12 protein-coding genes and 1 tRNA gene are annotated in these 12,474 nt (G+C 66.1%); 9 read left to right on the top strand and 4 right to left on the bottom strand.

Going from position 1 to position 12,474, the window contains the following annotated elements:
• Positions 1-37: 37 nt before the first annotated feature.
• From V7702_RS05105 to tsaD, 3 genes are read right to left on the bottom strand one after another with little or no spacing between them, the layout of a single operon-like run.
• Complete coding sequence (locus tag V7702_RS05105) at positions 38-325, bottom strand: YciI family protein (protein ID WP_335649061.1); 288 nt, start codon at positions 323-325, stop codon at positions 38-40.
• 9 nt (positions 326-334) lie between these two features.
• Positions 335-1,336: an NAD(P)H-dependent glycerol-3-phosphate dehydrogenase gene (locus tag V7702_RS05110; RefSeq protein ID WP_335649062.1), complete on the bottom strand. Its 1,002-nt coding sequence runs from the start codon at positions 1,334-1,336 to the stop codon at positions 335-337.
• A complete protein-coding gene (gene tsaD, locus V7702_RS05115; protein WP_335649105.1) occupies positions 1,333-2,436 on the bottom strand; it encodes a tRNA (adenosine(37)-N6)-threonylcarbamoyltransferase complex transferase subunit TsaD in 1,104 nt (367 codons plus the stop codon). The genes V7702_RS05110 and tsaD overlap by 4 nt, the downstream gene beginning before the upstream one ends.
• A gap of 72 nt (positions 2,437-2,508) precedes the next feature.
• Here tsaD and hemC point away from each other — a divergent pair, with 72 nt between their 5' ends.
• From hemC to V7702_RS05150, 7 genes are all read left to right on the top strand, one after another.
• Complete coding sequence (hemC, locus tag V7702_RS05120) at positions 2,509-3,483, top strand: hydroxymethylbilane synthase (RefSeq protein ID WP_335649063.1); 975 nt, start codon at positions 2,509-2,511, stop codon at positions 3,481-3,483.
• A 60-nt stretch (positions 3,484-3,543) separates the two neighbouring features.
• Positions 3,544-4,278 carry a uroporphyrinogen-III synthase gene (locus V7702_RS05125; protein WP_335649064.1) on the top strand — a complete coding sequence of 245 codons (735 nt, stop codon included), beginning with the start codon at positions 3,544-3,546 and terminating at the stop codon, positions 4,276-4,278.
• Positions 4,275-4,484, top strand: a complete 210-nt coding sequence (locus tag V7702_RS05130) for a hypothetical protein (RefSeq protein WP_335649065.1) — start codon at positions 4,275-4,277, stop codon at positions 4,482-4,484. Before V7702_RS05125 ends, V7702_RS05130 begins: the two co-directional genes overlap by 4 nt.
• Before the next feature lie 50 nt (positions 4,485-4,534).
• Positions 4,535-4,610: transfer RNA gene (locus V7702_RS05135), tRNA-Thr, on the top strand.
• A 569-nt stretch (positions 4,611-5,179) separates the two neighbouring features.
• The gene (locus V7702_RS05140; RefSeq protein WP_335649066.1) at positions 5,180-5,593 is read left to right on the top strand and encodes a hypothetical protein; all 414 of its coding nucleotides are present in this window, start codon (positions 5,180-5,182) and stop codon (positions 5,591-5,593) included.
• Positions 5,590-6,351 carry a hypothetical protein gene (locus V7702_RS05145; RefSeq protein WP_335649067.1) on the top strand — a complete coding sequence of 254 codons (762 nt, stop codon included), beginning with the start codon at positions 5,590-5,592 and terminating at the stop codon, positions 6,349-6,351. Before V7702_RS05140 ends, V7702_RS05145 begins: the two co-directional genes overlap by 4 nt.
• A 268-nt stretch (positions 6,352-6,619) precedes the next feature.
• A complete protein-coding gene (locus tag V7702_RS05150) occupies positions 6,620-8,146 on the top strand; it encodes an anti-phage dCTP deaminase (protein WP_335649068.1) in 1,527 nt (508 codons plus the stop codon).
• 150 nt (positions 8,147-8,296) lie between these two features.
• Here V7702_RS05150 and V7702_RS05155 read toward each other — a convergent pair whose 3' ends face one another.
• Positions 8,297-9,586 carry a cation:proton antiporter gene (locus V7702_RS05155; RefSeq protein WP_335649069.1) on the bottom strand — a complete coding sequence of 430 codons (1,290 nt, stop codon included), beginning with the start codon at positions 9,584-9,586 and terminating at the stop codon, positions 8,297-8,299.
• A 159-nt stretch (positions 9,587-9,745) separates the two neighbouring features.
• On the opposite strand from V7702_RS05155, the gene V7702_RS05160 reads away from it, so the two are divergent.
• Positions 9,746-10,339 carry a hypothetical protein gene (locus V7702_RS05160; protein WP_335649070.1) on the top strand — a complete coding sequence of 198 codons (594 nt, stop codon included), beginning with the start codon at positions 9,746-9,748 and terminating at the stop codon, positions 10,337-10,339.
• 83 nt (positions 10,340-10,422) lie between these two features.
• Positions 10,423-12,474: an NAD(+) synthase gene (locus V7702_RS05165; RefSeq protein ID WP_335649071.1), complete on the top strand. Its 2,052-nt coding sequence runs from the start codon at positions 10,423-10,425 to the stop codon at positions 12,472-12,474.

Below are 12,474 nucleotides of genomic sequence, written 5' to 3' on the forward strand. Positions count from 1 at the left end.
AGGTCGGTCCCGGCGGGCGGACGGGCGGGGTTTGTGCTCAAGCCAGGGCCCCGCGGGTGACCTTGAAGGCGGAGATCTCCACCCGCTCGAAGACGTCGGCGGCCTTGTAGGGATCGCCGGCCGCGAAGGCCTCGACCTCTGCGCGGTCATCGGCCTCATAGATGATCAGCGAGCCGGCCATGTCGCCGGCCCCGGTCAGCAGGGGGCCGGCCAGCTTCACCTTTTCCAGGCGCTGTTCGATATAGGCCAAGTGGTCGGCCCGGGCGGCGGCGCGGCGCGGCAGGGCGTCGGCCTTGTCGAAGCACATCAGGACAAAAAGGCTCATGGCGGATCCTTAGCGTTCGTCCCTCAAGGGACGGGACAGCAGGTTTTCGATGGCGACATCCACGGCGACCTCGCCGGCCAGGATGGCGGCCACCGCCTCGCAGATGGGGGTCTCGACGCCGAGCTTCGCCGCCAGCTGGCGCACGGCGGGCGCCGAGGCCACCCCTTCGGCCACCGAGAGCTTGCCGGCTAGGGCCGCCTCCAGGGTCTGGCCGGCGCCCAGCGCCAGGCCGACGCTCATATTGCGCGACTGCGGGCTGGAGCAGGTCAGGACCAGGTCGCCCAGGCCGCAGAGCCCGGCGACAGTCTCGGGCTCGCCGCCCAAGGCCACGGCCACGCGGGTCATCTCCGCAAAGCCGCGGGTGATCAGGGCCGCATGCGCGCTGCGGCCCAGGCCCCGGCCCTCGACGATGCCGCAGGCGATGGCCAGCACGTTCTTGATCGCGCCCCCGACCTCCGCGCCGACCATGTCGGCGGCGTAGTAGGGGCGGAAGGCCGGGCCGGCGATGGCCTCGGCCAGGGCCCGGCCCAGCGCCTCGTCCGGACAGGCGAGCGTCACGGCGGTGGGCAGGCCGCGGGCCACTTCTCCGGCGAAGCTGGGGCCTGACAGCACGGCGGGCGCCGCATCCGGCAGGGTTTCGGCCAGGACCTGCGTCATCAGCTTCAGCGAGCCCTGCTCCACCCCCTTGGCGCAGAGCAGGATGGGCAGGCCCGGCCGGGCGTGGGGGGAAAAGGCCGTGAGCGCGGCGCGCAGGTGCTGGGCCGGCGCCACCATCAGGATAAGGTCGGCGTCCTTCAGGTCGGCCAGATCGCCGGTGCAGACGAGGCCTGAGTCCAGGGCCACGCCGGGGAGGAACAGGCGGTTCTCGCCGGTCTCTGCGATGGAGGCGACCACTTCGGGCTCGCGGGCCCAGAGCGTGGTGGCGAGCCCGGCCCGCAGGCAGACCTGGGCCAGGGCCGTGCCCCAGGCGCCGGCCCCGATGACCCCGGCGCGTTTCATCGGCTGGCTCATGACTTGGCGCCCTTTCGGCCGGCGAGGTGGCTGGGATGGGCCGCGGCGGCCGCGGCGTCGAGGGGCCAGCGGGGCCGCGCCGGGGCGTCCAGGGGATCGCTGATCCCCAGGGCCAGCCGCTCGGCGCCGGCCAGGGCGATCATGGCGCCATTGTCGGTGCAGTAGGCCAGCGGCGGGGCGGTGAAGGAAAAGCCCCGGCCCGCCGCAGTCTCTTCCAGCACCGCACGCACGGTCCCGTTGGCGGCCACGCCCCCGGCGACGACGAAACGCAGCGCCTCGCCCCCATGATCTTGCGCATAGAGGTCCATGGCCCGCTCGGTGCGTTCGCGCAGCTGGCGGGCGATGGCGGTCTGGACCGCGGCGGCCAGGTCCCGGCGCTCAGGCTCGGTGGTCAGGCCCTCGGCGATCCGCGCCGCGGCGGTCTTCAGGCCCGAAAAGGAGAAGTCGCAGTCCTTGTGGCCCAGGCGCGCCCGCGGCAGGACATACCGCTCAGGATCGCCGCCGACCGCGAGCTTCTCCAGGGCGGGACCGCCGGGATAGGGCAGGCCGAGCGTCTTGGCGATCTTGTCGAAGGCTTCCCCGGCCGCGTCGTCCATGGTCGTGCCCAGCCGACGACAGGCGCCCACCCCGGCCACCTCCAGCAGCTGGCAATGGCCGCCGGACACCAGCAGCAGCAGGAAGGGATAGGCCACGGCCGCCCCCAGCCTGGCCGACACCGCATGGCCCTCCAGATGGTTCACGGCCACCAGGGGCAGGGACCTCGCCAGCGCCACGGCCTTGCCAAAGGCCAGCCCTACCATCACCCCGCCCACCAGGCCCGGCCCGGCGGTGGCCGCCACCCCGTCCAGATCGTCATAGGAGAGGCCGGCCTCGCTCATGGCCTGGGCGGCGATGGCGTCGATGGCTTCCACGTGCGAGCGGGCGGCGATCTCGGGCACCACCCCGCCATAGGGGGCGTGCTGGGCGATCTGGCTGGCGATCACCGAGGAGAGCACGCGCACCTCGCCCTCGGCGCTCCGCCGCACCACGGCCGCGGCGGTTTCGTCGCAGCTGGTCTCGAGACCCAGGACCGTGAGGCCCGGCGCCGTGGGATCGGTCATCCGGTTGCGGCCAAGGCGCCTGTCCTGTAGCAGCGGGCTGTCAGTCATCGCATCGCAGGTAGACCGCCCACCGTGTCTTCGCAACCGCCCGTCGTCCGCATCGGGGCCCGAGGCTCCCAGCTCTCCCTGGCCCAGGCCGGCCAGATGCAGCGCCGCATCGCCGCGGCCCTGGGCGCTGCGCCCGAAGACGCCGAGCGCGTGGCCCCCCTGGTGATCATCCGCACCTCCGGCGACCAAATCCAGGATCGGCGCCTGCTGGAGGTCGGCGGCAAGGCCCTGTTCACCAAGGAGATCGAGGAGGCGATGCTGGACGGCCGCATCGACTGCGCCGTTCATTCCATGAAGGACATGCCCGCGGTCCTGCCGCCGGGCCTGGTCATCGCCGCCATCCCCGAGCGGGAGGATCCCCGGGACGCCTTCCTCAGCCGCGAGGCCCGCACCCTGGAAGACCTGCCCAAGGGCGCCCGGCTCGGCACCGCCAGCCTGCGCCGCCAGGCCCAGAGCCTGTATGCCCGCCCCGACCTGGACGTCCAGCTGCTGCGGGGCAATGTCGGCACCCGCATGGCCAAGCTGGAGGCCGGCGAGTACGACGCCATCATCCTGGCCCTGTCGGGTCTAAAGCGCCTGGGCCTGGACGGCTCGGCCAAGAGCTTCATCGATCCCGTGGAGCGCCCGCCGGCCCCGGGCCAGGGGGCTCTGGCCATCGAGACCCGCGAGGCCGATCAGGGCCAGCCCTGGCTGGCGGCCCTGCGCGACCTGGACACCACCACCACCGTGGCCGCCGAGCGCGGCGCCATGGCGGCCCTGGAAAGCTCCTGCCGCACGCCCATCGGCGCCTATGCGACCCTGAAGGCCGGCCAGCTCTTCCTGATCGTCGAGGCCCTGTCCCCGGACGGCCGCCTGCGCTTCCGCCGCGAAGAGGGGTTGGATCTCACCAGCGCCGCCGACGCCATGGTGGCGGCCCGCGAACTGGGCCTGAAGCTGGGCGCCGAGCTGCGCGACGAGGCCGGCGACGCCATCATCCTGCCGGAAGAGCCCGCGCCCTAAAGCGCCCCGGCGGCGTCTACGGGCTTGCATAGGGGCGGCCGCTCAAGCTTTTCTGCGGCGATGACGTCCCAAGACCGGCGCCTGATCTGGATCACCCGCGCCGAGCCGGGCGCCGCGGCCACGGCCGAGCGCCTGCGCGCCATGGGCTGCCGGCCCCTGGTCCTGCCGCTGCTGGAGGTCGCGCCCCTGGCCGGCGTCGTCCCCGACCTGACCGGCGTCGGCGCCCTGGCCTTCACCAGCGCCAACGGGGTTCGGGTGTTCGCCGACCTCAACCCTGACCGGAGCCTGCCGGTCTTCGTGGTCGGCCAGGCCACCGCCCAGGCCGCCCGGGCCGCCGGCTTTCGCCAGGTCTATTCGGCCGACGGGGACGTGGACGCCCTGGCCCGCGGCCTGGCGGGGCGGGCCGGCGAGTTCCGGGGGTCGGTCCTGCACCTGTCCGCCGCCGAACCGGCCGGCGATCTGACAGGCGCCCTGGCCGCCGCCGGCGTCTCGGCGCGACGCCAGGCGATCTATGAGACCCAACCCCTCACCCCGCCGCGGGACGAGATCGAGCGGGCGCTGAAGGCCGAGGCGGTCCTGCTCCACTCCCCCCGGGCGGCTCGCCAGCTGGCCCTGTTGCTGCGCGGCCGCGAGGCGCGCCACCTGCGCGCGCTCTGCCTCTCGCGCGCGGTGGCCAGGCCGCTGGCCCGCGCCAGGATCGGCGAGCGCGCCTTCGCCCCCCTGCCCATGGAGGCCGCCCTGCTGAACCTGATCGAGCGCACGGCGCCGGCGGCGGCTGCGTCAGTTTCCCCTTGAGCGCCGAGCCCCCTCCGCCGGACGAGCCCGAGCCCGGCCCCCCGCCGCGGATGTTCGGCCCCGTCTACTGGACCGCCATCGCCTTCGCCGTGCTCTGCATCCTGGGCGGCCTGATCATCGCCAGGTTCGGCCCCGTCTGGCTGGCGCCGGCGACAGATCACCCCACCGCAACAGAGTCGCTTGGCGAGCGGCCCGACAGCCGCTAAATAGTCGCCCCCGGACGCAGCGCCCCTCATAAGGCCCCGCGTCGCCACGGGCCGCCTTAGCTCAGCCGGTAGAGCGGCGCATTCGTAATGCGTAGGTCAGGTGTTCGAGTCACCTAGGCGGCACCACTATCTCTCTGAAAAATATGTATAACTTACCCCGGCCTTGCCGGGGCGCACTCGTTCGCGTCCTGCGTGGAAGCATATTGGAAGCAACGCTACCGGGAGAGTTATACACAAGCTTCACGCGGCTAGCGCCCGGGCTCCCGTGTTAGAACGGATGTCCTGATCGGCGGAGCGAGGCTGCTTGTCGAGATCAGGGCTCGGACCGGCACCCCCGGAGTAGTGCTACGTCATCTACATAAGCAATCCGCCCGGATAGCGAGACCGGGCGAGCGCGCAGAGCGCGGCCCTGGAGCGGCCTTCCTCTCGTCTGGGGCGTAAGGGAGAGATGAAAAACCTTCACCATCGTTTGTGGCGCAGCCCCATTTTCATAGCTGCGGTACAGCCCACTGCGTGTGAACGGATCACCTCATTCGAGAGTTAATCGGAAGCTGCGCGCGACAGCAGCCTTCACACCACCATTAGTTCTTGTTATGTTCTCTTTACACGAGGTTAACGCCTCCCACTGATAGTGACGACGATTCGGGCAGGAGATTTTAATGGCCCCCGGGCTCACCTCACGGCAGAGGGTCGTCTTGGCTGCTCTGGCTACGGTGCCGCACGCCCAATTTGCACCCGTCCAGGTGCAAAAGATGTTCTTCCTCATTGATGAGAACATTGCTCCGCACATCGGAGGAAAACAATTTGAGTTCGAGCCCTACGATTACGGCCCCTTCGACAAGTCCGTCTATCAAGAGCTTGAGGCACTAAGGCAAATTGGGCTAGTCGATCTGGAGTTAGTGGCGCCCGGCCCTGGCGGAAGGCGCTATTCCACAACGCCGCTTGGGCAACAGATCGGTACCGATGTTGTCGGGACGCTACCTCGCAATGTTGTAGCTTATATTCACGAAGTCAGTGCATGGGTCAGAAGCCTAAACTTTGCCCAACTCGTTGGTTCAATTTATAGGGCGTATCCCCAGATGAGGGCACGCAGTATATTCGTTGAATGACATCCATTGTAGGACTTCATTGCATAGACGGCGTGGTGCTTGGCGCCGATAGCGCGGTGACATTTGGTTCCGCTGGCGGTCAGGTTTCGACTATCGAGCAGAACACCACACAGAAACTTCGCCTCGTTGGCGATCGTTTCATCCTGGCTGGGACTGGGCAGGTGGGCCTGATGCAGCGCTTCCATTCTGTCTTGGAAAAGAGCGTCCTGGCGGGAGATTTTGCCGAACCGGAGTCGCCAATCGAATACGGGAAGCGATTGGCTGAGATTGGCATCAGAGATTTCCGACAGACCTATATCGATAGGGTCAACTTCTCCGCCTTTGTTGCTGGGTCTGCGTCCGGTCAGCCCTTCCTATGCGAGTTGGACGGCGACTCCGGCTTCCAGCCTGAGATGAAAGAGGCGTCAGACCTTTGGTACGTGTCTGCTGGAATCGGGCAGACAATCACTGACCCGTTCTTAGCTCTTATGCGGGAGGTCTTCTGGCAAGATGGCCCACCAAGCCTCCGTGGGGGAATTTTCACCGCGCTTTGGGCTCTTAAGCATGTTTGCAAACTGAACGCCGGGGGGATTGGCTACCCCATCCGAATTGCTGTGCTTGAGAAAGAAACTGGCAATGCGCGGATGCTCGCCCCTGAGGAGCTTGCCGAGCACGACAATGTCGTTGAAGCCGCCATGAAACATCTTGGTGACTTCAGAGACATTCTAGAGGGTCTCTCGGGAACGCAGTCGATACCCGCTGTCGGCCACGCAGTTTAATTACCGCGCAACCGAAGAGCCTGTTTTACGGTTTGCTTTTAACACGTCCGGCGGGCATTTTCTGATCGTCGTCCCGACGCCAATTGCCGCGCACTTCTGCGACCCGATCACCATTATTGGACTCATACTGCTTTGCATCCTTAATGGATTGCGCCAACCAGCCTGGTTGTACCTTGCGAAGCATGCTTGCCATGGTCGATCTCCCCGTAGGGAATCATTGTAGCATCATTCGAAGCGAACATGAATCCCCGAGGGGCAAGAAGATAGCATGCTTCCACAGCCAAAAGATGCCGAACTATTTATAGGTATCGTCGCCCGCGTTGGCGTTGATCTCAAGAAGGCATCGCAGTTCATCCTGAATGCACTTGATGATTACGGCTACGAGGTGTTTGAAATTAAAACAACCGCGGCCCTTTTGGAGCTAAAAGACGTCGGACCCATATCCGATAAAACGGCCGAAGAGAAGTATGCGACGTATATCCAAGCCTGCAATGGTTTACGAAAAACTACGCGCATGAATGATATAATGGCTCGATTGGCCGTCTCTCAGATTTCCACCGCAAGGGGGGAAGAAGGAGCGCTCCGACGGCGCGCCTATATTATTAATCAGCTCAAACGCCACGAAGAGTCTGAGCTGCTGCGCTCCATATACGGGGAGCACTATATTCAGATTTCGATCCACACCGGCTTTGAGCAACGGGAGCGACAGCTATCGGATCGGATTGCAGACGATCATGCTGAACAGCCTCGAGGGGAGAACTGGATAACGAATGCTCGCCGGCTAATGGACAAGGATGAAGCTCAGGAAGACGAGGAGTACGGGCAGAGCGTACGAGATGTCTTTCCAACCTCGGACGTCGTGGTAGATGCCACATCTCCTATCAGTCTCAAAGACGGTCTCAACCGATTCTTTAGAGCTCTTTTTGGAGACTTCCGTGTTACACCGACACTCGAAGAATACGGTATGCAGCTCGCAAACACTGCCGCGCTTCGCTCAAGTGACCTATCCCGCCAGGTCGGGGCGGCGATCATAAACCGCTCAGCAGAAATCCAAGCCTTAGGATGTAATGAGGTTCCAAAGGCAGGGGGTGGTACGTATTGGACTGGCGATGATAATGATGGTCGTGAATTTCAGCTTGAACGCGATAGTAACGATGAGCGTAAACGGGAGCTGCTACTCGATATAGCCGCCAGGATGGCTGATGCTGGCTTAATTTCTGATCAGTATAAGAATGACGCAAATGCGCTTCGCAAGGCGCTGCTGGATCGAGAAGACGATAAGATTAAGAATTCTCAGTTAATGGATTCACTTGAGTATGGGCGCACTGTTCACGCTGAAATGAATGCCATCACTGATGCAGCGCGAAATGGACATGCGATCCGAGGCTGCGATATGTACGTAAACACCTTTCCTTGCCACAACTGCGCTAAGCATATCGTTGCGAGCGGGATTAAAGTTGTCCACTATCTGAGGCCGTATCCAAAAAGTTACGCTAGACAGTTGTTCAGAGATAGCATCGTGATCGATCCACCGAGCGGCGTAGACGATAAACTCGTGCTGAAGCAATTTATCGGCATTTGTGGACCGATATTTGAAAGGATTTTTTCTAAGCAAAAATGGAAGGGGAAAGATGGCATTGTTCCGCCATTCAACAAGAAGGGTGCGTCGTTCATTCGCCGCACGCCTATTCCCGCCTATATCGAAGCCGAAAAACATCTACTAATTGCATTGACTGAACGGCTTCTGACGGACTCGCTTATCGACGAGCCGCAGCCTGGTGCCGCTAAAGCCTGATCGGCCGCTATATCCCAGAAGTATGCCCGGTGAAGCAGCCTTGCGGCGCCGCGCTTTGAGTTCCGGAAGGTCCGTAAGCGATCTTCGAGATGCTACTGACCGGCTGGCCGAGCCAAGCGAGGTGGCAGATGGGCCATCTCGGCCACCCCCTCACTCCACCACGTCCTCCTCGCCCTCCCCCCGGTCGCCTTTGTCGGGGCGTTCGATCCAGGCCATGAGGGGGGTGGCCGCTATGCCGTGCAGGATCACCGACATCAGCACGACGACGCCGGTGATCGCCCACAGGCGCTCGGACGAGCCGAAATCCCCATGGTTGATCCCGTAGGCGATGTAGAAGAACGAGCCGATGCCACGGACGCCCAGTATGGCTGAGAGCCATTGCTCGCGGCGGGTGAGCTTGGAGCCCCACATGGAGATCCAGCCCGCCAGCGGCCGGATGACCAGCAGGATGACGGCGCAGGCCGCCAGGTCGGTCCAGGTCAGGCTGGACAGCAGGCCCGCGGCCAGGGCGCCGCCGAACAGCACCAGGACCAGCATGATCAGCAGCCGCTCCACCTGCTCGGCGAAGTCGTGCAGGGCGCGGTGATAGGCGTGGTTGCGCTCGCGGGAGCGCAGGGTCAGGGCGGCGATGAAGACGGCCAGGAAGCCATAGCCGTTGACGAACTCCGTCGCCGTATAGACCACGAAGGTCGCGCCCAGGGCGACCAGGCCATCGCCGGTGGCTGACAGGCGCACATGGGGAATGTCGAAGGCGATCCAGCCCATGGCCCGGCCCAGCAGCCAGCCCATGGCCAGGCCAGCGCCGATCCGCCAGACCACATCCATGGCCGCCCAGTGCAGCCAGTCCTGCGGGCTAGGCCAGGCCATGGGATCGCCGGCGCTGACCGCCACGGCGGCGAAGACCAGGGCGAGGTGGACGAAGGGAAAGGCCAGGCCGTCATTGAAGCCGGCCTCGGAGGTCAGGGCGAAGCGTACCTCGGTCTCCTCCCCCGAGTCTGGCGGCCCCACCTGGACATCGGCGGCCAGGACCGGGTCGGTGGGCGCCAGGGCCGCGGCCAGCAAGACCGACATGGCGAGCGACAGGCCGAGCGCCTGCACGCCGAGGATGGCGATGGCCAGGATGGTCAGCGGCATGGCGATGCCCAGCAGCCGCCAGGCCGAGCCCCAGCTGCGCCAGCCCATGCGCCGGTCGATCTTCACGCCGGCCCCCATCAGGGCGATGATGACCACCAGTTCGGTCAGGCGCTCGGTCAGGGTGTCATAGGTTCGCGGGTCGGGATTGAAGTTCAGGCCGCCCAGGCTGAACACCGCCACCCCGATGGCGACGCAGACGATGGCCAGGCTGAGCGGCAGGCGCTTCAGCCCCAGGGGCAGCCAGGCCACCAGTAGAATCACGGCGCCCAGCCCGAACAGGAAGAGCAGATAGGGATCTGGGGTCACGGCGTGTCCTTAACGGGGATCATGCAACGCCTCGCCACGACTTCGTATCCGGCGAAGCTTGGTCAAACTCGCTCTGGCGCTCCAACCGTGGCACATTTCGGGAGTGATATTCGGACCTAAGGCGCGCAGCCTGTCCGCATGACAGCGAAAGACCAGGCCATGGCGCATGAATCCCGGCTTAAGGTCGGCGTCGATGTCCCGTGGGTGACCAGCTGGACGGCGGAGCCGATGCTCGGGGTTGGTCCGTGCCCGACGGTCGCGGGCGCGCCGGCGGTGCATCAGGCGCAGAATCCCGGCGTCGGACGCCCCAACTATTCGCAGAACCACATGAATCGGCAGCGCGAGAGCGTCTGGCGCATGCTCTGTCCCATGTGCGGTGAGCCAACCTCCTCCGATGATCGGTGGAGCCAGACAGGCCGCTGGACCGACGCCTTGGCGCTGCGCCGGGCGGGCCTTGCCCACCTGCTTCCTGGCGTCGCCGAGTTGCCGGACGGCGCTCGGGTGTTTGACGGCGGCGCCATCGCCCCGTGCCACCTGGCCTGCGCCAAACTGGCTCTGAGCCATTGCCCGCACCTCGGAGCCGCCGTGGACCAGCGGCTTAAGCGGTTTCCCGACCGCTGGCTGATCGCGCCGCTCAACGTGCCCGCGGCGCCCAACACCCCGGCGGCGGGACGGACCATCCCCGTCGCAGCCTTCCTGCAGCTCTATGGCCTGCATCGCTCGGCCATGGGACGGGTTCGTCGCCAGGCTTGAAGCCCTCCGTCTCGCGCCAGAGCCCGATCTGTGGCAAGCAAACCTGACGCGCCGGACGGCGGAGTGAGGGTTCGAGGAGCGGCATGGCGCATCGGTTCTATTCCAGTCAGGCCCAGGGGTTTGTCCGCTGCGGGGTGGCCACGCCCAGGGTCGCCGTGGGCGATCCGGCCGCCAACGCCCAGGCGATCCTGGCGCAGGCGCGCAAGGGCCACGAGGCCGGCGCCGACCTGATCGTCTTCCCCGAGCTGTGCGTCTCGGCCTACGCCATCGACGACCTGCACCTGCAGGACGCCCTTCTGGACGCCGTCGAGGCGGCCGTGGCGGAGATTTGCGCGGCCAGCGAGACCCTGAGCCCGGTGCTGGCCATCGGCGCGCCGGTGCGCCGCAACGGCCGGCTCTACAACTGCGCCGTGGCCATTTCCCGCGGGCAGATCCTGGGGGTCGTTCCCAAGTCCTTCCTGCCCAACTACCGGGAATATTACGAGAAGCGCTGGTTCGCCCCGGGCGCCGGCCTCACCGACCTGGAGGTGACCCTGGCGGGCCAGACCGTCCCGTTCGGCGTCGATCTCGTCTTCGCGGCCGAGGACCTGGCCGACTTCGTCTTCCATCTGGAGGTCTGCGAGGACTTCTGGGCGGCCAATCCGCCGTCCACCCGCGGCGCCCTGGCCGGCGCTCTTATCCTGGCCAATCTGTCGGCCTCCAATGTGGTGGTGGGCAAGGCCCGCGACCGGGCCATGCTGTGCGCCTCCCAGTCGGTGCGATGCCAGGCGGCCTATCTCTATTCGGCGGCAGGTCCTGGCGAGAGCACCACCGACCTGGCCTGGGACGGCCAGGGCGATATCTATGAGCTCGGCGCCCTGCTGGCGCAGAGCGAGCGCTTCCCCACCGACGGCGGCCTGACGCTCGCCGATGTGGACGTCGAGCGCCTGCGGCTGGAGCGGATGCGCACCCCGACCTTCAACGACGCCGCCGTCAGCGAGGGCCATCCTGAATATGAGTTCCGTCGCATCGGCTTCGCCCACCAGCCGGACTTCGCCGACCGCGGCCTGATGCGCCGCCTGGACCGCTTCCCCTTCGTCCCCGACGATCCGGTGCGCCTGGACGAGGACTGCTATGAGGCCTTCAACATCCAGGTCGAGGGCCTGGCCCAGCGCCTGAAGGCCAGCCGCACCGAGAAGATCGTCATCGGCGTGTCCGGCGGGCTGGACTCCACCCACGCCCTGATCGTGGCGGCCAAGGCCTGCGACCAGCTTGGCCTGCCGCGGGCCAATATCCTGGCCTTCACCCTGCCGGGTTTTGCGACCTCCGACTCCACCAAGTCCAACGCCTGGGCGCTGATGCGGGCCATCGGCGCTACGGCCGAGGAGATCGACATCACGCCTGCGGCCCGCCAGATGCTGGCCGACCTGAACCACCCCTTCGCCGGCGGCGAGCCGGTCTATGACGTGACCTTCGAGAATGTGCAGGCGGGCCTGCGCACCGACTATCTGTTCCGGGCGGCCAACCAGCGCGGCGCCCTGGTGCTGGGCACCGGCGACCTGTCGGAGCTGGCGCTGGGCTGGTGCACCTATGGGGTCGGCGACCAGATGAGCCACTACAATGTCAACGGATCGGTGGCCAAGACCCTGATCCAGCACCTGATCCGCTGGGTCGCGGCCCACGGCCAGTTCGAGGCGGAGACCAACCAGATCCTGCTGGCGGTGCTCGACACCGAGATCTCGCCGGAGCTGGTGCCGGCCGATGCGGCGGGGGCCATCCAGTCGACCCAGGCCATTGTCGGCCCCTACGAGCTGCAGGACTTCCACCTCTATTACATCACCCGATTTGGCCTGCGGCCCTCCAAGGTCGCCTTCATGGCCTGGCACGCCTGGCGGGACGCCGCCGCTGGCGCCTGGCCGCCGCACTTCCCGCCGGAGGCCCGCAATCAGTACGATCTGGCGACGGTCGGCCGCTGGCTGGAGGTCTTCCTGCAGCGGTTCTTCGGCTTCAGCCAGTTCAAGCGCTCGGCCATGCCCAACGGGCCCAAGGTGGTGTCCGGCGGCAATCTCTCGCCCCGGGGCGACTGGCGCGCGCCGTCCGATGGCAATGCGCGGCTTTGGGTGGCCGAGCTCAAGGCCGGGCTGCCGGGCGACTAG

Origin of the sequence: Phenylobacterium sp. (assembly GCF_036963605.1) — a bacterium.
In the GTDB taxonomy this organism is placed as follows: domain Bacteria; phylum Pseudomonadota; class Alphaproteobacteria; order Caulobacterales; family Caulobacteraceae; genus Phenylobacterium.

Coding starts and splice junctions, on each gene's coding strand:
- V7702_RS05110 (WP_335649062.1), bottom strand. CDS start 1,336: ATGAGCCAGCCGATGAAACGCGCCGGGGTCATCGGGGCCGGCGCCTGG.
- tsaD (WP_335649105.1), bottom strand. CDS start 2,436: ATGACCGATCCCACGGCGCCGGGCCTCACGGTCCTGGGTCTCGAGACC.
- V7702_RS05125 (WP_335649064.1), top strand. CDS start 3,544: ATGACGTCCCAAGACCGGCGCCTGATCTGGATCACCCGCGCCGAGCCG.
- V7702_RS05150 (WP_335649068.1), top strand. CDS start 6,620: ATGCTTCCACAGCCAAAAGATGCCGAACTATTTATAGGTATCGTCGCC.
- V7702_RS05145 (WP_335649067.1), top strand. CDS start 5,590: ATGACATCCATTGTAGGACTTCATTGCATAGACGGCGTGGTGCTTGGC.
- V7702_RS05105 (WP_335649061.1), bottom strand. CDS start 325: ATGAGCCTTTTTGTCCTGATGTGCTTCGACAAGGCCGACGCCCTGCCG.
- V7702_RS05165 (WP_335649071.1), top strand. CDS start 10,423: ATGGCGCATCGGTTCTATTCCAGTCAGGCCCAGGGGTTTGTCCGCTGC.
- V7702_RS05160 (WP_335649070.1), top strand. CDS start 9,746: ATGGCGCATGAATCCCGGCTTAAGGTCGGCGTCGATGTCCCGTGGGTG.